This is a genomic window from Vibrio sp. 1F253 (genome assembly GCF_041439295.1).
GTDB lineage: Bacteria > Pseudomonadota > Gammaproteobacteria > Enterobacterales > Vibrionaceae > Vibrio > Vibrio tasmaniensis_A.
On record NZ_JBGONU010000041.1, the window covers coordinates 1 to 25,353 of the forward strand.

The following is a 25,353-nucleotide window of genomic DNA, read 5'->3' on the forward strand; positions in this document are numbered from 1 at the left end:
TTTGAAAAGCGAAATGTCGCTTAGCTAAGTGTCCAGTCTGACTGGAGCAGATCAATTTACTCTAAACCTATCTTATCTAGTCGAATGGTTAGCCTAAGTAGTGAGCCTATTGAAAGCCACTTATTAATGAAGGGACGAAACCTGGCTTATTTTGAAGACTCGAGTAACGCGTCTTCTGTGAAATCGCTTCTCCCATTTTCTTCTTTTAAGTCATATTCATCCTATCAAACCGCGATTGCTGCTGTAGCTCGAGAGAACGCGTTAGCCATTGTTGATGATGGAGTGTTACTGCACAACAAGTTAATGAATAGCCCCTATGAGTTATTTTTGTCGGTCAACTTACATGATGGTTTACCCTTAAATAATTATGTTATTGCCTTGCTGGATACGCCTGAAAATAGGAAGTTGCTGGGTATTATCAATAACGCTATAAACCAAGATAACTCAAGCAAGCTTGTTAATATTCGCAAAAAGTGGTTGAACGAAATACAAAGGCGTCTTCTGTTAGTCGTTAGTAAAAACAAGCTGCTATTAACTGAAAAAGAACAGCAGTTCCTTCTTCTTAATCCGAACATATATGTATCATCGACGGCAGACTCTAAACCTATATCTTTCATGAATAGTGAAGGTAAGCCTGATGGTATTTCGATTGATATATTGAGTGAAATATCCCGACTTACGGGGTTAAACTTTATTTACGACAACGACCTCGTTTTACAGGGCAACCAAGCTCATCCAGTTTCTCTTCCAGTAATTCATACTAAGGCGACACCTTCTACTGGTGACGATGAGCATCACCTCTATTCTAAGCCTTTCATGGTTGAGCCGTGGGCACTGGTTGGTAAAAGTGATACGAGTAAATTGGCGGTATTCGGTGAGTTAACGAAGAGCTCCGTTATTGGAACTATAAACGACAGTGTCGGAATAGAGCTTGTGAAACGCTATTGTGAGGCTTGCCCAATTAAGACCTATAGCTCTGAGTTGCTTTTGCTCGATGCCGTGGATACAGGAGAGGTAGACTCAGCGATGCTTTCGCTCTATTTAGCGTCTCCTCTATTACAGGGCCAGTATTCAGGGTACTTACGCGTAACAAGCCTGCTATCTAAAGACAACGATATTCCAGTCGCCTACAGTGTCGAAGCCGACCAAGAAGTGCTGAACAATATTATTAACAAAGCGCTGTTCGCCATACCTCATCACAAGTATCAGCAGATCAAGAAGCATTGGTTGGATGTGTCTTATGAATCAGGCGTGGATACGGCAGATGTTATCTTGGGTGCTGCCATTTTAATCTCTGTAGCATCGGTGCTCATTATGCTTGTAATGGCATGGAGCTGGAAACTAAGACGTGAAGTTGAAGATCGAAAGCGAACTGAATCCGCTCTCAAACATCAAGTGGAGTTCGAGCGTTCATTGTTGGACGCAATGCCGTTTCCTATTGTTGTGCGTAACTTGGATAACCAGATAATCAGTCTGAACAGTGCCGCGCAGCAGCTTACTGGTTTTGAGTTAATCGAAGGAACTATCGTTAATAACTCCGATGAAGACACAATGATCCATCACGGGGTTGTTTTGCCTCGCTTAGAAAAAGAAGTCGTTTCGCCGCAAGGCAGTAAACACTACGCGTATTGGAAGTGCCCTTATATCTCCAACGGGAATATCGAAGGCTCAGTGACCATTCTTGATGATCTTACTGAGCTTTACGAAGCGAAAAAAATTGCAAAAAGTGCCGATGACCGAGTACAGAAACTGGCGAACAATTTGCGTGGCGCGGTTATACAGCATATTCAGCCCAAACGAAGTCTTCACGATATTGAATTCGTCTTTATTAGTAATGGGGTAGAGGAGCTTTTAGGGCTTACTCCTGCTCAATTGCGCCGCTCTCCAATTAGTTTTTTCGCACCGCTTAATGCTCAGGATCGTCGAACCTTAATTAAGAAGGTACGTAGTGGAAATAAAGAGGGAAAATTAAGCCTCGATATTGGAGTGAATATTGATAACCAAAACCGATGGCTCAATTTGCAGAGCAAGATTTCTGATCTTGGCGATTATTATGAATGGGACTCTGTTCTTACTGATATAACAGAGCTTAAACAACAGCAAGAAGAGCTAACACAAGCAAGACAAAGTGCTATCGCCGCAACTGAGGCCAAGTCTCGATTTTTGGCAAACATGAGTCATGAAATCCGCACTCCATTGGGAGGGATTGTTAGCTTGTTGGAATTGTCAGAGCAATATGAAGTTGGTTATGAAGTTCAGAAAATCCATACAACGCTGAGTCAATCGGCGAATAACCTACTGCATATTGTTAACGATATACTCGATTTCTCGAAAATTGAAGCCGGTAAGCTGACCCTAGATTATCAGCCTGCAAGTCTAGATACATTGACCCTTAGAGTGACTCAGTTGCAGGCGAGGCAAGCTCACGCCAAAGGGTTACAGTTCAAATTTTGGTTAGACCCTGAGTTGAATGATTTAGTCTTAATGGATGATATTCGTATTGGACAGGTTTTAAATAACTTGTTGAGCAATGCCATTAAATTTACAGAATATGGAACCGTAGGTTTAGCGGCAAAGTTACTCGACCTGGATGGTGAACAGCAACAAATTTGTTTCGAGGTGTTTGACAGTGGCATCGGTATCAGTGAAGAACACATTCGAAACCTATTCCAACCTTTTGTTCAAGCCGATGAAGGAACCACGAGGAAATATGGTGGTTCAGGCCTTGGTTTGACTATCTCGAAGCAACTTATTGAACAAATGGGTGGCAGTCTTAACGTAACGAGTAAGATCAACATTGGTTCAACGTTCTCTATTACGCTGCCGCTTAAAACGCTCGCTGAAAATAACAGGGCGGACATGAATGGCAAGGTGGCGCTACTTACCAAAACGTTCATGCAGCAATCTGAATTAGAGAACTATCTAACATCTTGGGGTATTAAGGTTATCTCAAAGAATGTTCAGGTGACTAAAGAGCTCGCACACTGGGTCGATACCATTGAGCCTGATTTTGTGTTTATTCCTCATGAGCTAGATCAGAGCATTGATACGTTCGCCGAAAGCGTGCAGTTTATTTGTGTCAGTGAACAAGGAATGCTTTCGCCTGCGCCATGCAAATTGGGCTGGAATCTGTCAGCAAACCCATTGTTGCCTTCGCAGTTGATGCACTGTTTGCACAACTGTCCTGCGTTTGTGGAAGATGTTGTCCAAGATGATAATAATCTGAAATTGAGTACTGAGTCGCGCGAGTCTGCCAAACAGAATCAAAGACTTATCTTAATAGCGGAAGATCACCCAATCAACAGATAATTCTTCAACAAATTGAGCAATTAGGTTTCCATGCCGACATGGTAGATAACGGCAAGGAAGCACTTGTTGCCTTAGATAATGAAGATTATGGGCTGCTAATTACCGATTGCCACATGCCTGAGATGGATGGCTACGAATTAACGAGGCAGATCCGAGTAAAAGAGCAGACTCAAAACCAACCTCGTCTTCCGATCATTGCGTTAACCGCAAACGCTGTGCAAGGGGAAAATGATAAGTGCTTTGAGATTGGTATGGATGACTTCTTATCAAAACCAACCAAATTAAGGGTGATTGGCGACACCATAATCAAACATCTTGATAAGGTGCAATCTGTTGTCGATAAGCCTTGTATTAGTTCCTCGGAGCCTAAAAGTGAGCCGAGCTCTGCTCCGATTGATCTCGCCAACTTAACCGAATTGTTTGGTGATCAAGATCTCGTCATGCAGATCATCACTGACTTTATCAAGAGCCATCAAGCTGACATGCCTCTGCTTCAAGCTGCGTGTGAACAGCGAGATCTCGAAGCCATTAAACAGGTAGCTCATAAGATGAAGGGAGCTGCAAAAATGGTAGGCACAGAGGACATTGCCAATCAATTGCAAACAATGGAATTGGTCTCCTTAAGTGACTTAGATGGTATTCAAGCACATTACGATAACCTCGAACAGCTGACGAACCAATTGAAGACTTATTGTTCAGAATCAATCAAACCATTTAAGGAGCTACCATGAACCAGCATGTTGTAGTGATAGAAGATCACCCTTTTCAATTGAATGTAATGGGGATGGTTTTAAAGAGTTTGGGTATGGAAAATGTCCAACCTTTTGAATGTGGATATAAGGCTCTAGAGTTTATTGAAGCCTCTTCTGTCGATTTGATCTTATGTGATCTGAATATGCCGATGATCGATGGTATCGAACTCCTAAAACGCCTTGCTGAGGCCGATTTTCAAGGCAATATCATCATCACAAGTGCGGAAAGCAAAACAGTGCTCGATGCCGCAAGGAAGATGTGTAAAGCGTTTAACCTGAATTTGCTTGGTGTTCTTGAGAAGCCAATAGCAAAAGAGTCGCTGTCAAAGTTAATTAACCTTAACTCTACAAAAGAAGCGGCTGCTTCTAATTCTAATAGCGACATCGTTATTACGGATGAAGACATAGCAAAAGCGGTAAGCAACCAAGAGTTTATGTTCTATTACCAACCGATAGTGTGTATCCATAGTGGTGAATGGCGAGAAAGTGAATCGCTAATTCGATGGCAGCACCCTCGTTATGGCGTACTCAGCCCTTTTTTCTTTTTGTCTCGGTTACTTGAGTCAGGAAAAATGGGAGAGGTGATGAAGTATTTAATCAATCAAGCGATCAATGAGAAGTCATTTCTCGGAGAGCGGAGATTTGCAATAAACCTGACAGCTAAAGATATTATTGACGGTGATATTGTTGATTATATCTTCGCTTTGATCGACCAAGGTGAACTTGAGACAGAGCAGATAAAATTGGAATTAACAGAATCTGATTTAGTTGAAAGTGTCGCTCTTGCTTTAGCGTCCACCACGAGGATATGCATGCGCGGTATTCCCCTGGCGATTGACGACTTTGGAACAGGTTACTCTTCACTCAAGCAATTAGATGACCTGCCATTTTCAGCACTGAAACTGGATATCGACTTTGTGAAAAACATTCAGAGCAGTCGTTCAAGCCATGCCATTGTTCGCGCTACTCTCTACTTGGCTCACTTATTAGAACTGAGTACGGTTGCTGAAGGGGTTGAGGATCATTCTCTTTGGATGGACATTCGTGAAATCAGTAATGTCGACACATTGGTTCAGGGCTATTTTATCGCTCGTCCAATGCCTGCTCGTAAACTATTAGAGTGGAAAGAAGACTGGGACAGAAAAATTAAAGAGCTGAACTTAATTAAAGAAATTAAATAAGCGGGCTTTGAACATAACGGTAAATTTGTTTAGTGAATGTGTTCGCTATTAAATATGAACAAGCGTTACCATCAGCCACAACCAGCGCTAATGAAAAAACCTTATGCTATTGTCTCGCTATATCAACATTAAAGTACAGTTTATTGTACTGCTCTCAATAATATCTCTTAGCCTAGCTGCCATTATCTCAATAAATGTCTTTATTCATAATGATAATAGTCAGCGCCTAAAGCAGTTAGAGTCAAGTTACTACCCTGCACTTGAGCATGCGACGAAAATATATTCTCTTTTACCTAACGTGAAGCAACAGTTCGAAGCTGCTGTCGTGATGGAAGATGAGCAAGCTCTCGATTTTGCACGTCAAATTTCTTCTGAACTGCAAGTTGAAGCGAGTCGTGGTGCCGATGTTTTACCTTCACAAGCGACAGCTTTTAATAAACTGTCACAACAACTAGCAAGGTACACGGATTCTGCGTACGCGCTAAGCGAAGATTTTATTAATCTCAATGACTCTTTCGAGAGCCTGACCTCCAGAGCGAACCAACTTAGCACTGAATATGATTCATTAGTTGCGTTAAGCGAGACGTTACGTGCATCCGCGAGTCAGAAGGTCGTAGACACTATCTTGCACTCTGAAAAAGCCGCAAACGACGCTGCGAATCAATCTATTTGGTTAGGTGTGTTCTTTTTGATCTCTGTGATTTCGGTTGGTTACGCAATATTCAAATCGGTTATTAGCTCAATATTGCTTGTGACAGAAAAGATGAAGGCGATTGCGACTGGGGATGGTGACTTAACGGTACGCATCGACTACGCAGGAAAAGATGAGATATCAACGCTTGTTGAGAGTTTCAATCAATTCATTGAAAAGCTACAAGGCATTATCGCGAGTACGTTAAGCATTGGACACGAGCTTGAGGTTGTCAGCGACAAGATTCGTAGCGAGTCGAATCAAACCTTGGCTCTAAATAGCACTCAACGTGATCACATCGAAGAGGTTACCGAGGCGGTCAATAACATCATCGACCTCATAGAACAAGTTGTTAACTTTGCATCGCATGCAGATTCTCAAGCTCAAAAAGCCAATTCTAGTGCTCAAACAGGAACACAAGTGGTTCTTAAAACGAGTAAAGAAATTGAAGAGCTTGCGACAAACATCCGTGATACGGCCTGTAAATTGAAAGAACTCGATCAGAATGCAAGCAATGTTGGCTCAATACTAAACACAATACAAAGTGTCGCTGAGCAAACGAATTTATTAGCACTAAATGCTGCAATTGAAGCTGCGCGAGCTGGTGAACATGGCCGAGGCTTTGCTGTTGTGTCCGACGAAGTGCGCGTGTTAGCGAACAATACTCAACAATCCGCAACAGAAATTAATGCCCTGTTGGTCGACCTTAAGTCCGGCTCTAACGCTGCTGTTGGCGCTATGGACCAAGGCTTAGCGAGCTCGTCACAGGCGGTTGGAGACGCGCAAAACGCGGGTGACTATCTATTAGAAATTAGTGGCCAGGTAGAAGAAATTACCGAGCTCAACAAACAAATTGCAAGTACTACAGAGCATCAAGCTCGTGCTTCAAAACAAATCCACACCCATATGGATGATTTTAGACAGTGCTCTCATCAAGTGTCTCAGTCGACAGATCAACTCGAAGCTCTAAGTCACCAACTGAGTGGCATCGTTACAGAGCTGAGTAAATCAACATCACAATTTAAAGTATAACGGAGAACAACAATGACTAACTCCTCTTTTCGCTTATTGCCGTTAGCGGTAGCACTTGCGACTTCATTCGCTGCACACGCTACAGATGAGCAAAAATTGGCTGAGCTTGAAAACAAGGTCGCTATTCTTGAAGCAAAAGAACTAAATTCAGTCGCTGATAAATTTAGCTTCAATGGTTTTGCGTCTTTGAACATGCAACTTGGTAACAATAGCCATGGTTTCATGAAGTCACAAAACAAAGTACGCTTTGATGAAGGTTCTCTAATTGGTTTGCAAGGTGAGTTTGAAGTTAACGACTCTACTTCAGCTGTCGTGCAAATGGTTGCGCGCGGTAACAAGAAAGAAAACTGGACACCGGATGTTGAGTGGGCATTTCTAAGCCATAAAGTAACACCAAATTTGACAGTCCGTGGCGGTAAGCTACGTCTTCCTCTGTTCATGTACTCTGACTACCTAGAAGTGGGTTACGCTCAAACAAGCGTACGCGTTCCTAGCGAAGTTTACGGTTCAGTAGTTCTTACGTCACTGACTGGTGGTGATTTCATCTATGACGTTGAGTTAGACGACAGCACAGTATCATTCCAAGGTTTCGTAGGTTCACAAAAGCTTTCAGCTTCTAAGCATAGCTACAACGCAGACACACAGTTTGATGATATCGCTGGTGGTGTAATCAACTGGACTGATGACACTTGGACGCTACGTGCGGTTTACGCTCAAGCAGTAGTAAGCTCAACGACAAACTGGAACGCAAACAACAAGTCTCTTCTAAACACAACGTTTAACGACGAAAAAGCGAAGTTCTACGGTGTTGGTGGTCGATACGACAACGGTAACCTAGCGCTAGTTTCAGAAGTGACTCGTACCACGGTTGAAGGCTTCTACCACGACGTAGATTCAGCTTACCTGACAGCAGCGTACCGTGTGAATGAATTTACACCTTACGTAACTGTTGCGCACATGGAAACGACCGATGACGCAGAGCGTAATAATCAAGTAAAACGTGCTGGTGCAAACTACAAACAAAAACCGACTCTATCAGCGGCTTATGCCTATGGTTCTGCTGTCAAGGTTGCGAGTAACATGAATATCCAGCGCACAACTTACAGCATCGGTACTCGTTGGGACTTCATGCCTAATATCGCGCTTAAAGGTGATGTTAGCTACCTAACCAACTTCGGTTCAACTAATGGTGGTGTTAACGCGTCTTACAAGAACGAAGACAACATCTTGTACACGGTTAAAGTCGACGCTGTATTTTAAGGAAGAGAATTATGTTTAAAAAAGCATTGGTAGCCGCTGCTCTTCTTAGCAGCATGAACGCTTTCGCTGGTTTGGTTGTTGTTGGTAATCCATCAATGAGTGAGCTGGACGCTTCAACAGTTAAAAAACTGTATCTAGGTAAAGCAAAGTCTCTACAGATTGAAGCGGTAGACTTGGAAGACGGTCACCCACTTAAGGGTACTTTTCACCAAGCAATTACAAAGAAGACAGAAGCACAGCTTCAAGCTTACTGGGCAAAGCGAGTATTTACGGGTAAAGGTCAACCACCTAAAGCTGTAGGTCAAGAAAGCTTAGCGAAAGACATGGTCGCTAGCTCTTCAAACAAAATTGCTTATATCGATGACTCTTTAGTTGATAGTTCAGTTAAGGTTCTTCTAAAGCTTTAATCTTGAGCTTTAAAATAAAAGCTTGAGCTGCAAAGTAAAGGCTTTTCGTGTGGCGCTCTAATAGGGCGCCACTCTTACATTGGCTTACATACTGCTCGAACTCTCTTACTTACCGCTTACACTCGCTTGTTAATTTCCTATCCTATTGTTTTATAAGGCAATCTTACCGATTGTTTTTTGTTCTATTTTCTAAAAAATCCAAATTTTTTATATTTTTATTCATTTAGTTTGTTTGATATAAAAATGGGCATGTTGAGATTATTTGGTTGAGTTATAGAATGCGCGGGTAATATAAACAAATAGGTGAGGATACAATCTGATGCTAAATGACAAAAGAACAAAAATCTTGAGCTCAGCAGAAAAGCTATTTATTTCTCAGCCTTATAGTAAAGTTTCAATTCGGTCTATTGCTAAGTCTGCGGGTGTAAGCCCCGCGTTAATTCTTTATTACTTTAATAACAAAGAGCAATTGTTTGATCAGCTCATCGAAGAGCATACAAGTCGTTTTCAAGAGCAGTTCTCAAAGTATCAGAGAGTGGATGGAATACAACTACAACACTTACTTTCTGAACTTATCGAGTTTTGGGAAGCTTCGCCTAACATCTTTTTACTATTCACTTTTGGCGGAAGTTCATACAATTACGAAAATGTTCAACGCCTTAAAGAGTCTAAGTTTGGTTACACCTACAATAAGACTCTTGAAAATCTTCTTTATTTAGTTGATGGCTGTAACGAGTCAAACTTTCATTATTACCAGATGCTGGTTACGTCGTTAGTGTCTCAACCATATCTAGCAAACAAGCAACAAAAATATAACAATGACAACTCTACGTTTAACCTTATGCAATACCAAGAGGTTATAGCTAGCTTATTTAAAGAAGAGACTCGCTTTGCTTATTAAATAACTGCTTATTAAATGAATTATTCGTAAGTTACATTTTGGATTTTTAAGTCTTAACTCCTAATTCCTCAAAAACTGACACGAAAAAACGCCGCTCATTTGAGCGGCGTTTTTATTTATGAGAAATACAGAAACTAATACTAGGGCGTGTTGACCTTTCGTGGTTAAATTTTGTTCGATATAAAAGCGTTTTAATCGCGGCGAGGGATATGTAGCCTAGTCATTCTAAGCAAATCTCCCTCAACAAAGAGTAAAACGCTTTTAGTCGAACCCTCCGGGCAGCGTTTACTGGTTATTTCTACTACGTTATCGGCTTCTCATGTAGGCTAGCTACACATCAAAGCCTCTGTCTTGTATAAATATCCAGTAACTCGCTGCAAAAATCAGCTCGAAAGATCAACACGCCCTAGCTAGTTTGAGCCTTGAGTGTCTGGAACCCAAAATAAATACGCATGAACGTGGTTAGCCAACAAGCTGCACCAAAGGTGTAAGCGATAACCGCAAAGTGTTGAGGCCAAATACAGAACGCGATGAAACAAGCGATGGTTTCAGTGCCTTCGGTTAGCCCTGACATGTAGTACAGAGACTTATGCTTATAGACTGGGTTTTCGATGCCTCGTTTGCCTGCCATCACGGCAAACGCCAAAAAGCTGCTGCCAGTACCGATAAAAGAGAAGATCAAAAACGCACCGGCAATGGCGTTGTGTTCTGGGTTCGCAATAACAAAGCCAAAAGGAATTAACGAATAGAAAAGGAAATCGAGGCTGATGTCGAGAAAACCGCCAGCGTCACTAATGCCTTGGATTCGAGCCAAGGCCCCATCAAGCCCATCACATACTCGGTTGAACACAATGAAGCCTAGCGCCCATTCGTAATGTTGAAATGCCAACGCCGGAAACGCTAAACACCCGACCAGAAAGCCAAATAAGGTGGTTTGATTTGCCGTGATACCGAATTGACTCAGCAACTTAGCTGATTGGTTTAATGGCCACTTAATGACCTTGATGGAGTACTTATCCAGCATGATGACTTCTCCATGGCCAAGACAGCACTTGCGCCCCTTGAGGTACGTCAGCTTCGTCGTGCGTGACCATTAATGTTGGGATATTTGCTTTTGTCAGCTGTTCGAAGACCCAATCGCGAAATTGTGCTCTTAACTCTTGGTCTAACTTACTAAACGGTTCGTCGAGTAGGGCGAGCTTCGGCTTCGCCAATAACATACGAGTTAAGCTGATTCTTGCACGTTGACCGCCAGATATTTGATCCGGGAAAGACTCTGCCAAGTGAGTTAGCTCTATGTCTTTTAGTGCAGCCATCGCTTGCTGTTGACGAGCGGAGCCCTTAATTGAATTAGGCAGAGAGAACGCCAAGTTTTCCCATACCTTGAGGTGAGGGAACAACAAGTCATCTTGAAAAAGAATACCGACTTCACGCTGATGTGATGGAAGGTCATCCAGCTGAATGTCGTTCAAAATAACGGTGCCAGAATACGAAAACTCATCATTTAAGTGCCCAGCTACGGCGTCCAACAAGGTCGACTTTCCGCAGCCACTCGGCCCCATCAAAGCCAATACTTGGCCTGATTCTAATGTTACGTTTAGCGCTGAGAACAGCGAATCTCCATCGGTTTTACGGATGGCGAGGTCGTTGAGATGCAGACTCATTCGTTAGAAAACCTTTAAAAGTAAGACGGCGATATCTGAGTTGAAGTCGGCTGACTAATATCGCTAAAGAGAAAAAGAACAGAGGCAATAGGGCCTGCCAAATGGCATAGATAGCTGTCACTCTGCGGTCGAAACCACTGGTAAGGGCAACGGCTTCTGTGGTGATTGTGCTAATACGGCCCGCGCCGAGCATCAAGGTGGGTAAGTACTGAGCCAAACTTACGCTGATCCCGACCGCCCAAGCAAAGGCAATAGCGGGTAACAAGATAGGCAGCTTGATGGAGTACCAGCTTTGAAATGGCGATTTACCCAAGCTCAACGAGGCTTTTATCAGGCCGTCATTGAAGCTTTTCCAAGGGCCATCCAAAGACAGATACACAAACGGGAAAGCAAAGAAAACATGCGCCCAAATTACCCAAAATTCATAGGCGCTGCTGCCGATATAAAGCGTGGTCACTTGCATGCCGAACAATACCGAGAGTTGAGGTATCAACATGGGAATCGCGATAATAAAGCCCGGAACTTGCCACTTGTATTTGATTCGGTACTCATGAGCTACCAGCGCGAGTAATAAAGCAACGGAAGCGGCAATAAGGCCAATCCACAAGCTTTGCCCGACGGTGCTCATGATGCCATCCCACTCAAACTCCCAGAAACGCATGCTGTAGCGACTTGGAAGTAAATCAGGGAAACGCCAACGTTGGGCAACACTCCAAATCCCCATTAGTGGAATGAACAGCAGTGACAATGCAGCAAGCACTGCGAAGGCCGTTTTTCCTGGAAGGTTAATACCTGTTCTTCCTGAATATTGCCAAGTTCTAAAGTACTTGAGAATTGCCCATTCGATTAGACGCGCTAGGGCGATGATCAACGAAGCCAAACCGAATAAAACGATGGCGCCAGCGGCAGCTCGTGGCAATAGATTAAGGTCTGGGTCGTTAAACCATTGCCATACCAAAACGGCAAAGGTCGGCGGATTGGTTGGGCCAATGATCAGAGCGATGTCGACAACCGATACGCTGTAAGCAAGCACCGCCAACATAGGGAAGCGAAGCTTGGTAAACCATTGTGGGAAAATACACTTCCACCAGATCTGAGCACGGCTATAACCCAGAGAGGCACTGACCTTAGTGATGCGTTCAACATCGATTTGTTGAAGTATCGAAATGCTCATCAGCAATAAGAAGGGCACTTCTTTGAGTGCGAGCATAATGATTAGGCCAAACGCGTAAGGATCTTTTATCAGCAAAGCCAATTCAGAGCTTGTAGCCGATTCACCAAGTAAGTGATGCACGGCTCTTGCGCCAAGCCCTGTTGGGCTAAACAGAAAAGCAAAGCCGATAGCGAAAGCCACATGCGGAATGGCAAGCATTGGCGATAGCGTTAGCTCAATCTTTCTCCAAAACTTGTTTCCCCAAGAAGCCTGAAGAATACAAAAGGTCAGGAAGCAGGCAATGTAGCTGCTGGCGACCGCTGAACCGAGGCTCAAACCAATAGAGTGCCAAGCCCCTTCCCATTGAAAGACTTGGTTAAAACCGTTGAGTGTTGGTTCCTCTAAACCTAGGGGCGGGATGAAACTCAGTGACGAGGCTACTACTCCCGCTACCCCAGGAATCGTAGGGACAATGCACACAGCTATAACAACAAAATATAGAGCGCGTAGCATGAATTTTAGTTACCGTATCGCTTAAGCCACTCTTTCTCGAGCGCGTTTTGCCAGCTAGGGTGTGGTTCATCAATCGATTTAAATTGCTGGGTATTTTTAGCGCTACCGGTCAGGTATTTGCTGCTCAACACTGAAGGATCGCCCCAAACATTGAGGTCGCCTTTGCGCGATTGTGCTTCTGGGCTCAACAAGAAGTTGATGGTTACCTGAGCGCCAGCACTTGCATTAGCATTCCAAGGAATCGCAAGGAAGTGAATGTTAGACAGAGCGCCACTTTCTAGAGCATAGGCCTTGGTAGTTTCAGCTAGGCGGCCACTTGATTGTGCTGAATAAACAGAGTTTGGATTGAACGTAATCGCGAGGTCGAGCTGTCCGTCATCCAGAAGTTGAATGCTTTCAGATGTACCTGCAGGAAATTGCTTTCCGCCTCGCCATGCCACTTTATGGAATTTATCTAAGTAAGCCCACAGTGGTGCTGTAACTTCTTGGAAGTTGTCTTCCGAAACAGGTTGAGCCAGTGCAGGGTTGTTGTCTGTTAGCTCAATCAGTAGAGACTTGATGAAGCTGGTGCCATGAAATTCAGGTGGGCGAGGGTAGCTTAAGCGGTTAGGGAAAGCTTGAGCGTAGCTCAACATCTCTGAAAAAGATTGTGGCGGATTGTTTAGCGTCTCTTGGTCGTGAATGAACACCAGTTGTCCGACGCCCCAAGGTGCTTCTAAGCCTTCGGTTGGCTCCGAGAAATCGACATCAATTGGTAAAGATTTATCAACGTACTGCCAGTTTGGAAGTGATTCTGTGAATGGTCCAAATAACAGCGCATTGTCTTTCATCGAGCGAAAGTTCTCACCATTAATCCAAACGATATCGACACTGCCTTCGCTGTTCTTGCCCGCGGCTTTTTCTGCAAGTAGTCGAGTAGTCGTTTCAGCAATGTCGGTTACTTTTACATGCTTTAAGGTCACACCGTAGTCACTTTGTAACTCCTTGCTTGCCCATTGTAGGTAACGATTAATTTCTTGGCTTCCGCCCCAAGCGTGAAAGTAGACAGTTTGTCCCTCTGCCTGCTGTTCTATTTGGTTCCAGCTATTGGTTGATGTTGCTTCATCAGCGTAAATGGCTGCGCTGTATGCAACGGTTGCCATGATTCCTAACGTACTTACTATCTTGTTCATAAACTTTTCCATTTGGTAGTGAACGGGCAAGAGCATTGTTATTTCGAACTCCCTACAGTTATTCTATCTGTTTCTGAAATAATTTCTAATTCAACAGTAAATTCAATCAATTACTTAAGGGCTATTACCATCCTAGCAACAGACCGTTGAACTGATGAATTTATTGCACTCAAATGATAGATTTTTTAGGTTTATTGGAGGTTGGTACGAAAAGTAAGCGATGAGTGTCAGTTTTGAAGGAATCATGAGTGTAAAAAAGCAATAAAAAAGGAGCCACTAGGGCTCCTTCAATCAATATTTGGTTTCTTTGACTGATTAGTTTACCCAGTCACGAATTGTGTACGTTAGCGTGTGTACATCGTTTTTCAATACTAGCGTATCGTTTGTTAGTGTTACGTCGCTCCACTCGCTTAGAGTCGCGGAAACCGATTGTTCGATTTCCATTGCTGAGCCGTGACACATTTTCATGGTCATGCCCATTTGCTTAATGCGGAATTGACCGTCTTTTAGTTCGCCTTGACCGAAGAAGTTGTTACAACCAGCCATGCCGTTTGCCGTCATCTTTTCGCCGATCTCTAGACGAGGTGTCGCTTGGTGTTCGCTTTTCTCAATGTTCTTGCCATCAATTTGCGCAAGTTCCCAATTATGGTGCTGTAGATCGGTTGGTGTTACTTGCATCGCGTTATCACCTGTTGTTGTGCATGCTGCTAGCATCATAGGTAAAGCGGCTACTGCTAGTAATTTTTTTGAACTAAACTTCATATTATAAGGCTCCAAAGGAAAGAACGAAGTTACCGAATAAGTGTAACTTGATGGGTTCAAAGTATAGTTTACAAAACACTATATGTGTCAGTATAAGGTCATAGTTTAGTATGGATTTCATGAGCTAGGCGACAAATTAATCGCTTATTTTTGAGATAGTAAGCGTAATTTTGATTATGTAAGGAGGCGCGGTGGAGCAGTTAGAGTTTTTCCAAGTTCCAAGCCCTTGCGTGGGGGTTTGCTCAAGCGATGACAAAGGCTATTGCAATGGCTGTATGCGTAAAAGGGAGGAGCGCTTTAATTGGATGTCGATGACGCCGTCAGAACAGTTACACGTCATAAAGCTGTGTCGTCAGCGCTATAGAAGAAAAATAATGAAGCAAAAAAATTTGGTTGGTAAGTCGGTTGACGAAGAGGGAAGTACAAGTCCCCAAAGAGATCTTTTCGGCTAAAGAGGAAGTATTGAAATTTTATTTAACCTCGAGGTAACTATTACTTTACATAATGGTTGGGGTGTAATATTAAGGTAGGTACCTTTGTACCTGAAGGAGTGGTGTCGGTATGAATAAAAAGAACGGAAAATTCAAAAAAGAGCCAGTTAAAGCACTGGATCGAAAACCAATCGGGGCGAAAGATGACCCTGAAGAGACTCCGCGTGATTGGCATTCGATGTCAGAAGAAGAGCGAATGGAAATCCTTTCTCACCTTTCAGACATGCCTTTTCAATAACATCACTGGTTCTTCAGAGTCTTTCTTAAAGCCCTGTTTTCTTAAATAAACAGCTTTCTGAAATAAACATATTGCTAAACAAACATGTGATTCGCTTTCGTTACACCACGATGGTACGTGCAAAATGTATCATCGGCTTCGGTGGTTTTACTGTGAATTTTAATGTTTGTGATCACTTCTACAGCCCCTGCATCGTAGCAAGCTTGTTCTGCTTTTTTAACGATATCTAGCAGTTGGTTGAGTTCACCTTTCATCGTGGTTTCCATAGCTCCGACTTGGAAAGGCACATCGGCAGCTTTCACAACTTCAATTGCTTTATCAACCACTTCGAAGTTGTTGCCTTCTTTAACGCGAGGGATCACTTGGAAGGCAACCATCACTTCTTTTTCTCTTTTTAACTCAGACACTTTCTGCTTACTCTTGGATAGGGAATTGTTGCAGATAATAGGTTAATGCAGATATTAATTTTACAGCTAACGATGCTGTTCTATCGACTATATCAGTGACTAGAGATGTAGGCTTACTTGCTACCCCAATGGTCGCTAACCCAACCACCAATATGCTCATCAAAATGACTGCCACTGAATCTCTGGTTACGCTCCACCGAGGTATCACAGTCATCTTTGTTGTCTATTAGGTTTTGTATGTAGTTTGCCATCGGGTCATTAGAACGCTGACGATCTCGGCGAGTTGCCACTTCCTTAATCAGTTGTAATCGATATGTAGAGCTTGCACGTTTCATTTCAATTACCTCCCGGTTTTTAGACACTAATAGAAAAATCTAGTTGTCAGATATAGGGGCGTCAACGTGATTTCAGAGTATTTTTTTTGAGCAACCAAGAATCAATACCTTGGCATCATAATTCATAAAAGTGTCATTTAGGTTGGCATCTTTATGGAGGTTTGAGGGCGTAAGTTTGTATTTTGGTCCTGCTAATATGAGATCAACCATAAAAAAGCCCAGTGCAAACTGGGCTATTCGATTTTCTGTGGTTATTTTGAAGAACAGGTTATTTCGAAGAACTTGGTTTGCTCTTAAATTGCTTAACACTCTTCTTTTTTGCGGTTCTTCGGTTAGCCATTTTGTCTTTAGGCGGACGTTTGCGAGCTGCCGTTTCAGATGCAGGTTTGTCTGTAACAGGGAAGCCTTCCAACGCTTGTAGCATAAGAGGTTTATTGGTCAGAGTACGAATTGCATTCAGGTAGTCAGTTTCGCTGTGGCTAACCAGAGAGATCGCGCTGCCAGTACTTCCTGCTCTTGCTGTGCGACCAACTCGGTGGACGTAAGTCGCCGAATGCGATGGCAAATCAAAGTTAATTACGACAGGTAGTTGATCAATATGGATGCCTCTAGCCATAACGTCGGTGGCGATAAGCACACGAGTCTTGCCATTTTTGAAACTCTCTAATGCTTGCTCTCGCTCTTCTTGGCTCTTATTTCCGTGTAGCGCATTCACACTGATTTTGGCTTTATTCAATCGCTTGGTTAATGCATCTGCATTGTCTTTTGCGCCAATAAATACCAAGACCTGCGACCATGCGTGCTGATTGACTAGGGCGATCAGCGCTTGAGCTTTACTGCCTTTGTTCACTAAGTACAGAGTTTCTTCAATAGCCGCGACCACGCTGTTTTCTTGATGCGTCGTAACTTTTACTGGATTAACAAGAAGCGCCTCAGTCTGACTGATCAGCTCTTTTGGCAGCGTAGCCGAAAACAGCAGTGTTTGATGCTTTTTAGGAAGAGCAGAAATAATGGTTTGAACATCTGGCCAAAATCCCATGTCGAGTAAACGGTCTGCCTCATCAAGAACTAAAGACTTGCATTGGGTTAGCTCGAGCTTGTTCTCTTGAATAACGGCATGTAGGCGGCCAGGAGTTGCGATCACGAGTTGTGGCTTTTCTAACAATTGCTGTTGCTGGATCTCGATATCAACTCCACCAGTCAGTGTCACCGTTTTGATATCAAGTGTGGTTGCGATGGGTTCTAGTGCTTTGGCTACTTGAGAGGCAAGTTCACGGGTTGGAACAATGATTATCGCTTGTAGTTCATTTACATCATGCTTGATGCTGTTCAGCAAAGGTAAGCCAAATGCCAACGTTTTTCCGCTACCCGTTTGAGCCAACGCCAGCACGTCTTTCCCCGCAATAATTGCAGGAATTACCGCTTGCTGTATCTCTGTCGGCTTATTGAATTGAGATGGGATCGCGGAGACGGTTTTTGGGTTAAGGGCTAGGCTATCAAATGACATAAATGAACCAAGTATCAAAAGGGAGGTGGAGTTTAACAGGACGTCAAAAGTTAGAGAATCAGTTTATCGGTGAACTTCAGCTTGCCCTTTAGTCTTAATATGGCGAAATCGAATTTGAGATAGACGACTTACATCCCATTTTTTATTGAATCCTAAAGACTATGAATATTTTGGAGTAAAAACCTAAAGCAATTGATCACAAAGTCGATATAATTATCAGTTATCCATTTGGTTGGCATCTTTGTTTTGAATCTAGCTTAGAAGTTAAAGGATGAATAGAGCCAACGGTATGGTGTGTTTTTGAGTTGTTTTACTAGCTTGTTTTTTAATAAATAGAAATAAAAATAGAGACAGGGAGTCATCGATGAGTGAAGAGTCATTCACCCAGAAACGTGAGTATTACCGCCTGAAGTACCCTAAAAAGGCGCGCCCAGTGATACGAATCAAAGATGAACTTTTTCATGTCAGTGAAGTTTCTGAAAAAGGCGTGCGCTTGATGATGAGTAACATCATCCCGGTCTATCGAGGCTTCTCAATGGCAGGCACTTTATGGTTGCATGGTAATAACAGCATTGATATTCGTGGTTCTGTATTGAGGCAAGAAGGCGATGAAGTGATCGTTCTGTTATCACAAGGCCCGAGTTTCAAAGATATGGTGGCTGAACAACGACACATTAGGCAAAGGTACCCGGTTTTCTTCGCGAACCTCAGAGTGGCATAAGCAAAGCTTCTAAACGCCTAAAACCCAAGTAACTCATCATTATCTGATATAAAAAGCCCAGCACTTTGACGAGTGCTGGGCTTTGTCATCTATATGAACAAACTACTTCTAAAGACAAACTAACGAGTTTGTTTCGTCTTATAGCTCGTCTACTGTTGCCCAAACCGCTGCTAGCATGTCGTGACCAAATGCAACACTGCGCTCTGGAGACCAACCGTACAGTTCGTCAGCGTGGCTGATGTGATCTTTAAATGGCATCTCGACAGTGTATGCCAAACACTTGAACTGTTCGCCGATCCAGTTTGTGCCGACGGTCATATTTGCTTTGCCCGGTTCGTCTTTATCGTAGCCAAATTCATCTTGGAACTCTGGCGTGATAGTCAGAAGAGCTTGCTTGAAGTGATTCTCTAGTTTTGCAATGCGCTCGTTGTATGAAGGTGTGCCTTCGCTACCAGCAACAAAGTTATATGGGATTGCTTCGTCGCCGTGAATGTCTAGACAAAGGTCAACGCCAGTTTCTAGCATGCGCTCGCGAACAAAGAAAACCTCAGGGCTGCGTTCCATAGAAGGTGACTGCCATTCACGGTTTAGGTTAACGCCAATACCGTTAGTGCGTAGGTGGCCACGGATACTGCCGTCTGGGTTCATGTTAGGTACAACGCGGAATACAACGCTGTCTAGAAGTGAACGACCAACTGTGTCTGTTTCATCAAGCAAGCGTTGTAGCAGACCTTCGATCAGCCATTCAGCCATGGTCTCGCCCGGATGTTGGCGACCAATAACCCAGATGTTTTTCTTCTCTGCACTTGGCTCACCGATGGTTAGCAAAGTGATGTCGTTGTTATCTAACGTATGGCCCAGAGTTTCTAGCTTACAAGCAGGGTGCGTTTGAGCACTGTGCAAGAGATCTTGATGACGATCGTATGAATACGGTGCGAAGTACGCGAAGTACATTGAATCGTGTTCAGGAATGATATCAAAGCTTAAAGTGTCGCCATCGAATTGAGATGGAATGCGGAACCACTCTTCACGGTCATACGATGCAACCACATCATAATCTTTCCAGCCTTCAGGGTAGGCAGATGTTGCCAATTGGCCGATTTCAAAGTGGTGAGCTTGTTGAGCTTCACTTTCTAAGCGGAAATGAAACCATTGTGCGATTTCAGTTTGATTATCCGCTGGAATAGTTAGTTGAATGTTTTGTGGTGAATCTGCTGAAACGACGTGAATGTTGCCGCTTTCGAAGTTGCTTAAAATTTTCATTGTAGTTTTTATCTCGTAGTTGAGTTGCCGTAAGATTAGCACACTTTTTTTCGAGCAAACCACTAACTAAATCGTAATGAGATGTTATTTCAGCTATCTGTTTTTTAGCTGCCTACTTTTAAATCGACAGCTATTTAACGGTTAACTTTGAGCTATCGACGTTGGCAAGTCGTGCAACCACGACAGGCAGAGCGTGTATAGCGATCGAGTTTACTGCGTTGCACCTTACAGTACGCATTTTTCAGCGCTCTTCTTCCAGCAAACCAATCATCCGGCTTTGACAGGATCAGATAACCATTGAAGCGCTTCACAAGCTCTATTCTATTTTGGTCGATGAACTTGCTATCAAACCCAATTTCAAAGTAATCAAGGGCTTGTTCAATCGAAGTAAAACTCGCTATTTTTTGTTGGAACTCTGTTTGGTTCATGCCTAATTCAATGCCGTAATTTTGCAAATATTATAGGCGGGTTCGTTACTCCTTATCTTGATTTTAGTGCGATTTAAATAGGAAGGCGTGTAGTTATTTTTAGTTGAATTTTATAAATGAGATTGGCTTTATTTGTTTTGTGAATATCAAACCAATTGGTTGCGCAGTCACGGTTATAAGTGAGTTGTATTGAAGTCTCATTGCTCACTTTCTTTATTGTCAATAAAGACAATTTATGACGTGAATCAATAGTGACTACCCCTAAAGTATTATTCTGATCGCAATTGTTACTAATTGTTGAAGATGATTTCTAAATATGTCTATTAAAAAACGATATATCGCTCTTATTGCCGCTGTTGGTATAGGTATTGGTTGGCTAACGCTGGGCGGTACTGCAGCCGTTATGCACTACACATCGAGTACTGAGTTCTGTACTTCTTGCCACACTATGCAAATTCCGTATGAAGAATATGAAGGTTCAATCCACTTCAGCAATGCAAAAGGCATTCGAGCTGAGTGTTCTGACTGTCATATTCCTTCTGATCCAATTGACTACGTAATCACAAAAATTCGTGCGTCTAAAGATATTTATCATGAGTTCGTAACCGGCAAAATTGATACAGAAGATAAATACGAAGAACATCGTATGGCAATGGCAGAAACAGTGTGGGCACAACTGCGTGAAAGCGATTCAGCCACGTGTCGTTCTTGTCATACTTTCGATGCGATGGACAGCTACGAGCAATCTGAAGATGCAGCAAAAATGCATGAGTACGGACAAGAGAATAATCAGACTTGTATCGACTGCCACAAAGGTGTTGCTCACTTTGCTCCTGAGCCAGAAATGGACAGCGAAGCCTTTGATAATTTGATGGCATTCACCGAAAAAACAGACCCGAATGCGAAAGTCGTTTACTCAGCAGAAACCATCAGTATTGGTGACCTTGGCACTATTAATCCAACGGCACGCCTAGATGTGAAAAGTGTTGAAGGTACTGAGCGCACAATCGAGTTGCATGCTTACCAAATGAAGGGTGCAGAACAGGTGCTTTACTACGGCGAAGGTCAGCGCTCAATCGTTGCGATGCTGACAGACCAAGGGCAACAGAACCTTGACGTTGGTGATTTTAAAACGGATGCATACGGCAATGAATGGCGAACGGCGGTGCTAACCGCGAATGTTGATGCGCCTGTACTGGATTCACTCGAGCCAATCTGGGAGTACGCTGAAGAACTCGACAACGTTTACTGCTCGACATGCCACGCAAAAATTGGCGCGAACCACTTCACCGTTAATGCTTGGGGCCCCGTTGCGAAAGGCATGGGCGAAAGAACTGACATTTCAGACCAAGATTTAGAACTTCTTACTAAATACTTCCAGAACCACGCAAAAGATGTGGCTGGCCACTAAGAAACAAAAGGGAAATAATTATGACAGATATTACTCGTCGCGGATTCCTCAAAGGAACAAGCATGGCTGCTGGTGCGCTGGCATTCACATCATTGACGCCAATGACAGCATCGGCTGCGAATAAGCGTGGTAAAGGTATATTAACAGCAGGTCGTATGGGTCCGATGTTGTGTGAAGTAAAAGATGGCAAGTTGGTTTCAACGACTAATGCTCTGGCACAAACAGTGCCAAACAGCTTGCAAACGACAGGCCCTGATCAGGTTCATACCAAAGCGCGTATCAAATACCCAATGGTACGTAAAGGTTTCCTAGACAATCCATCGGCGCCAACAGGCTCTCGTGGTGATGACGACTACGTTCGAGTGTCTTGGGATGAAGCTTATAAGCTGATCCACGAACAGCAAACGCGTATTCGTAAAGAGAACGGACCTGAATCTGTATTTGCGGGCTCTTACGGTTGGCGTTCAAGTGGCGTACTGCATAAAGCACAAACGTTGCTGCAACGTTACATGAGCTTGGCTGGTGGTTACTCTGGTCACTTAGGTGATTACTCAACGGGCGCGGCACAAGTGATCATGCCGCACGTAATGGGATCGATCGAAGTTTATGAACAGCAAACCACTCACCCTGTGGTACTAGAGAGCTCAGACGTTGTTGTGTTGTGGGGTATGAACCCAATGAACACGCTTAAGATTGCATGGAGTTCAACCGACTGTTCAGGCCTAGAGTTCTTCCATCAACTTAAGAAGTCCGGCAAGACAATCATCGCGATTGACCCTATGCGTTCCGAAACCGTTGATTTCTTTGGTGACACAGTTCAGTGGATTGCGCCGCGCCCAATGACCGATGTCGCAATGATGATGGGTATCGCGCACTCTTTAGTTAAGAAGGGTAAGCATGACGTAGAGTTCCTGAATAAGTACACCAGTGGTTACGATAAGTTTGAAGCGTACCTAATGGGTAAAGAAGACGGTGTTGAAAAGACGCCAGCATGGGCTGAAGAGATCACAGGCGTTCCTGCGAAACAACTTGAGCTTCTAGCAGACATCTTTAGCCAGAACCGCACTATGCTTATGGCGGGTTGGGGCATTCAGCGTCAACAATACGGTGAGCAACGCCACTGGATGATTGCGACGTTAGCTGCAATGCTTGGTCAGATTGGTCTTCCTGGCGGTGGTTTTGGTCTGTCTTACCACTATTCTAATGGTGGTAACCCAACACGCGATGCTGGTGTATTACCTGCGATTTCAGCTTCGATCGGTGGTGGTTCTTCAGCAGGTAACGACTGGGCAGTTTCAGGTGCGGTGAACAGCTTCCCTGTTGCTCGTATTACAGAAGCACTGGAAAACCCAGGCAAATCATATATGCACAATGGTCATGAACTGACGTTCCCTGACCTGAAAATGATTTGGTGGGCGGGCGGTGGTAACTTTACTCATCACCAAGATACCAACCGTTTGATCAAAGCGTGGCAAAAACCTGAACTTGTGGTTATCTCTGAGATCTACTGGACTGCAGCGGCTAAGCATGCGGATATTGTATTGCCAATCACTACGTCATTTGAACGTAATGATATGACGATGACAGGTGACTACAGTAACCAACATTTAGTACCAATGAAGAAGGTAGTTGAACCTCAAGGTGAAGCGCGTAACGACTTTGATGTATTTGCAGATATGTCTGAGATGATCAAAGCCGGTGGTCGCGATGTCTTTACTGAAGGTAAAGACGAAATGGCTTGGTTGAAAGGCTTCTACGATGCAGCGCAAAAAGCGGGTAAATCTGCACGTGTACGTATGCCTAAGTTTGGTAAGTTCTGGGATGATAACCAGCTTATTGAAATGAAATACAACAAGAAAGCTGCACAGTTCGTTCGCCATGCTGATTTCCGTAAAGACCCTGTGATGAATCCGCTAGGTACACCAAGTGGTAAGATCGAGATCTTCTCTAAAACAATCGAAGGCTACAATCTTGCGGATTGTCCAGCGCATCCAACGTGGATTGAGCCTACAGAGTTCTTTGGTAAAGCGAAGAGTGATGAACTTCAGTTGATGACAGCGCATGCGGCCCACCGTTTACACAGTCAATTTAACTATGCAAAATTGCGTGAAGAGTACGCTATTGGTAACCGTGAACCTATCTCCATTAACGTAGAAGACGCGAAAGTACGTGGCATCAAAACCGGAGATTTGGTTCGTGCATATAACGATCGTGGACAAGTACTGGTTGGTGCATTAGTGACTGATGGTATCAAACAGGGTGCTGTATGTATCCATGAAGGCGGTTGGCCAGATTTAGATAAAGAGACAGGTTTATGTAAAAATGGTGGCTGTAACGTGCTCACGTTGGATATTCCAACTTCTCGTTTGGCAAATGGTTGTGCTGCGAATTCTGCGCTTGTGAAAATTGAAAAATACACAGGCCCAGCATTAGAACTGACGGCATTTGATCCACCTAAAAATGGTTAATCTCTAACGAGAAACAATCACCAGAATAGAGCCAGCTTTAATCGCTGGCTTTTTTTATGATCTTTTTTGCGTCATAGAGACTATTACCCAGTGTCGAGTAGACAACTCATATTAATCAACGACATCACAGCGAGAGATAAGATCAATGAATCGAATCAATCCAAAGAAACTACTTCGCAGTAAATGGACGGCCGTTAGCCCAGTAAAGAAAGAAAAGCACTTTATGATCACGGAGGTCGAATTCGAAGAAGGGGAGGTCATTCGTTGCTTGATAGAAGCGGTGATGACGAAACGAGAAGAAGACATTAACTGGCGCGATCTAACCGATAAGGATCATTGGCTTCCTGGTTGGAAATAAGTGTATCAAGTCGAGGCGATCTGCTTGATACACTGGTATTAATTACCCGACGCAGCAAGCCCTTGCCAGTATTTAAGGCCTTCTAACACACCCTCTGCATGTGTTGCTCTGCTGGTGTATACGTTATCTCGATCGGACAGGTGAGCGATCTCAGGGTAATGATTCGCGACCAATATTGAATTTACGCCATCTATGGTTAGCATCGAGGTGTCGTTCGCTGAGTCGCCAGCCACGCATACCTCTTCAATGCTTAACTGATGTTGTTTAAGTAGATGATGAATCGCTGTGGCCTTGTTGACACCCTTAGGCGTGATATCTAAGTACCAATCGTGGGAATAAGTAAGGTGTACATCTAAACCGTGTGATTCCAGACGAGATGCGATCAGCTCATGTTGAGGCTCTGAGAGTTTTCCTTCGAAAGTGATCTTGTATTCCCCTTGATGGCTCTCTAAGCGCTCTCCCATGAAATCGAGCGATGCAAGTGCAGACTCAACCTTTGACTTGTTCCAAGACGCTTCTAATTGATTGTGCCAGGTGTGATCCGGTGTTTGGGAGTGCTCGTGATGAATTCTCGTGCCTACGTCGCTGATAATCGTGTGTGGTTTCGGGTAGTTGTCAGAAGCTAAACCCACACGAATTGAGGGCAGTGTTCTACCTGTCGCGATGATAAAGCGGATATCCGGTTGCTTTGTTAAGTAGTTAAACAACTGATCAACCCCATGAGACGAGCCGCCATCAAGCGTTCCATCAAAGTCACACACCAGCATTTTTATCATTCTAATACCTGTCCTTTTATCCGTCCGAAAGAGTGCCCAACCTTTAGATAAAGAATGGAACAGCAATGTGTACTCTACAAGTTGTCTTTCGGCCTGGGTAATCGACTTTTGACAGTTTGCAGCAAGTATCACAGTTGGTGTTATGTCTTCTAT

At 43.5% G+C, this 25,353-nt stretch carries 24 protein-coding genes; 13 read left to right on the top strand and 11 right to left on the bottom strand.

Annotated features, from left to right (window positions below; translation table 11 throughout):
- Positions 1–177 precede the first annotated feature (177 nt).
- From ACED28_RS17530 to ACED28_RS17560, 7 genes are all read left to right on the top strand, one after another.
- Positions 178–3,309, top strand: a complete 3,132-nt coding sequence (locus tag ACED28_RS17530; protein ID WP_371710354.1) for an ATP-binding protein — start codon at positions 178–180, stop codon at positions 3,307–3,309.
- A gap of 38 nt (positions 3,310–3,347) precedes the next feature.
- Complete coding sequence (locus ACED28_RS17535; protein ID WP_371710355.1) at positions 3,348–4,040, top strand: response regulator; 693 nt, start codon at positions 3,348–3,350, stop codon at positions 4,038–4,040.
- Positions 4,037–5,242: an EAL domain-containing protein gene (locus ACED28_RS17540; protein WP_065679109.1), complete on the top strand. Its 1,206-nt coding sequence runs from the start codon at positions 4,037–4,039 to the stop codon at positions 5,240–5,242. Before ACED28_RS17535 ends, ACED28_RS17540 begins: the two co-directional genes overlap by 4 nt.
- A gap of 103 nt (positions 5,243–5,345) precedes the next feature.
- The gene (locus ACED28_RS17545) at positions 5,346–6,965 is read left to right on the top strand and encodes a methyl-accepting chemotaxis protein (RefSeq protein ID WP_009846436.1); all 1,620 of its coding nucleotides are present in this window, start codon (positions 5,346–5,348) and stop codon (positions 6,963–6,965) included.
- Positions 6,966–6,977: 12 nt separating this feature from the next.
- Positions 6,978–8,225 carry a hypothetical protein gene (locus ACED28_RS17550; protein ID WP_371710356.1) on the top strand — a complete coding sequence of 416 codons (1,248 nt, stop codon included), beginning with the start codon at positions 6,978–6,980 and terminating at the stop codon, positions 8,223–8,225.
- An 11-nt stretch (positions 8,226–8,236) separates the two neighbouring features.
- On the top strand, positions 8,237–8,632 hold the full coding sequence (locus tag ACED28_RS17555; RefSeq protein ID WP_017104256.1) for a phosphate ABC transporter substrate-binding protein: 396 nt from the start codon (positions 8,237–8,239) through the stop codon (positions 8,630–8,632).
- Positions 8,633–8,951: 319 nt separating this feature from the next.
- Positions 8,952–9,533, top strand: coding sequence for a TetR/AcrR family transcriptional regulator (locus ACED28_RS17560; protein ID WP_009846439.1), 582 nt, complete (start codon positions 8,952–8,954; stop codon positions 9,531–9,533).
- Between the two features lie 406 nt (positions 9,534–9,939).
- Here ACED28_RS17560 and ACED28_RS17565 read toward each other — a convergent pair whose 3' ends face one another.
- The 5 genes from ACED28_RS17565 to ACED28_RS17585 all read right to left on the bottom strand — a co-directional run bounded on the left by ACED28_RS17565 (position 9,940) and on the right by ACED28_RS17585 (position 14,797).
- Positions 9,940–10,557, bottom strand: a complete 618-nt coding sequence (locus tag ACED28_RS17565; protein WP_371710357.1) for a CDP-alcohol phosphatidyltransferase family protein — start codon at positions 10,555–10,557, stop codon at positions 9,940–9,942.
- Entirely contained in the window at positions 10,547–11,197 is a 651-nt protein-coding gene (locus ACED28_RS17570; protein ID WP_371710358.1) for an ATP-binding cassette domain-containing protein, read from the bottom strand. The genes ACED28_RS17565 and ACED28_RS17570 overlap by 11 nt, the downstream gene beginning before the upstream one ends.
- Positions 11,163–12,863 (bottom strand): ABC transporter permease, encoded by a 1,701-nt coding sequence (locus ACED28_RS17575; RefSeq protein WP_371710359.1) that lies wholly within the window; start codon positions 12,861–12,863, stop codon positions 11,163–11,165. Before ACED28_RS17575 ends, ACED28_RS17570 begins: the two co-directional genes overlap by 35 nt.
- A 5-nt stretch (positions 12,864–12,868) precedes the next feature.
- Positions 12,869–14,035 carry an ABC transporter substrate-binding protein gene (locus tag ACED28_RS17580; RefSeq protein WP_371710360.1) on the bottom strand — a complete coding sequence of 389 codons (1,167 nt, stop codon included), beginning with the start codon at positions 14,033–14,035 and terminating at the stop codon, positions 12,869–12,871.
- A 315-nt stretch (positions 14,036–14,350) separates the two neighbouring features.
- Positions 14,351–14,797 carry an META domain-containing protein gene (locus tag ACED28_RS17585; RefSeq protein ID WP_009846444.1) on the bottom strand — a complete coding sequence of 149 codons (447 nt, stop codon included), beginning with the start codon at positions 14,795–14,797 and terminating at the stop codon, positions 14,351–14,353.
- Positions 14,798–14,988: 191 nt separating this feature from the next.
- On the opposite strand from ACED28_RS17585, the gene ACED28_RS17590 reads away from it, so the two are divergent.
- Positions 14,989–15,249, top strand: a complete 261-nt coding sequence (locus tag ACED28_RS17590) for a DUF1289 domain-containing protein (RefSeq protein WP_017098649.1) — start codon at positions 14,989–14,991, stop codon at positions 15,247–15,249.
- Positions 15,250–15,358: 109 nt separating this feature from the next.
- Entirely contained in the window at positions 15,359–15,526 is a 168-nt protein-coding gene (locus tag ACED28_RS17595; RefSeq protein WP_017098648.1) for a hypothetical protein, read from the top strand.
- Between the two features lie 74 nt (positions 15,527–15,600).
- On the opposite strand, the gene ACED28_RS17600 is transcribed toward ACED28_RS17595, so the two are convergent.
- From ACED28_RS17600 to ACED28_RS17610, 3 genes are all read right to left on the bottom strand, one after another.
- Complete coding sequence (locus ACED28_RS17600; protein ID WP_017065764.1) at positions 15,601–15,903, bottom strand: thiamine-binding protein; 303 nt, start codon at positions 15,901–15,903, stop codon at positions 15,601–15,603.
- A 143-nt stretch (positions 15,904–16,046) separates the two neighbouring features.
- Positions 16,047–16,268: a hypothetical protein gene (locus ACED28_RS17605; protein WP_009846448.1), complete on the bottom strand. Its 222-nt coding sequence runs from the start codon at positions 16,266–16,268 to the stop codon at positions 16,047–16,049.
- A 268-nt stretch (positions 16,269–16,536) separates the two neighbouring features.
- The gene (locus ACED28_RS17610) at positions 16,537–17,775 is read right to left on the bottom strand and encodes a DEAD/DEAH box helicase (protein WP_371710361.1); all 1,239 of its coding nucleotides are present in this window, start codon (positions 17,773–17,775) and stop codon (positions 16,537–16,539) included.
- Between the two features lie 364 nt (positions 17,776–18,139).
- Between ACED28_RS17610 and ACED28_RS17615 the strand changes: the two genes are divergently transcribed.
- Entirely contained in the window at positions 18,140–18,496 is a 357-nt protein-coding gene (locus tag ACED28_RS17615; protein ID WP_012603678.1) for a hypothetical protein, read from the top strand.
- 138 nt (positions 18,497–18,634) lie between these two features.
- Here ACED28_RS17615 and ACED28_RS17620 read toward each other — a convergent pair whose 3' ends face one another.
- Positions 18,635–19,759 carry a M14-type cytosolic carboxypeptidase gene (locus ACED28_RS17620; protein WP_371710362.1) on the bottom strand — a complete coding sequence of 375 codons (1,125 nt, stop codon included), beginning with the start codon at positions 19,757–19,759 and terminating at the stop codon, positions 18,635–18,637.
- Positions 19,760–19,911: 152 nt separating this feature from the next.
- On the bottom strand, positions 19,912–20,187 hold the full coding sequence (locus ACED28_RS17625) for a nitrogenase-stabilizing/protective protein NifW (protein ID WP_065679126.1): 276 nt from the start codon (positions 20,185–20,187) through the stop codon (positions 19,912–19,914).
- A 316-nt stretch (positions 20,188–20,503) separates the two neighbouring features.
- Here ACED28_RS17625 and ACED28_RS17630 point away from each other — a divergent pair, with 316 nt between their 5' ends.
- The 3 genes from ACED28_RS17630 to ACED28_RS17640 all read left to right on the top strand — a co-directional run bounded on the left by ACED28_RS17630 (position 20,504) and on the right by ACED28_RS17640 (position 24,424).
- Complete coding sequence (locus ACED28_RS17630) at positions 20,504–21,598, top strand: NapC/NirT family cytochrome c (protein ID WP_102250602.1); 1,095 nt, start codon at positions 20,504–20,506, stop codon at positions 21,596–21,598.
- 20 nt (positions 21,599–21,618) lie between these two features.
- The gene (locus ACED28_RS17635; protein WP_371710363.1) at positions 21,619–24,066 is read left to right on the top strand and encodes a molybdopterin guanine dinucleotide-containing S/N-oxide reductase; all 2,448 of its coding nucleotides are present in this window, start codon (positions 21,619–21,621) and stop codon (positions 24,064–24,066) included.
- 145 nt (positions 24,067–24,211) lie between these two features.
- Complete coding sequence (locus ACED28_RS17640; RefSeq protein ID WP_009846453.1) at positions 24,212–24,424, top strand: TIGR02450 family Trp-rich protein; 213 nt, start codon at positions 24,212–24,214, stop codon at positions 24,422–24,424.
- A 38-nt stretch (positions 24,425–24,462) separates the two neighbouring features.
- Here the strand turns inward: ACED28_RS17640 and ACED28_RS17645 are convergent, their stop codons facing one another.
- A complete protein-coding gene (locus tag ACED28_RS17645) occupies positions 24,463–25,200 on the bottom strand; it encodes an HAD-IIB family hydrolase (RefSeq protein WP_029223161.1) in 738 nt (245 codons plus the stop codon).
- Positions 25,201–25,353 lie beyond the last annotated feature (153 nt).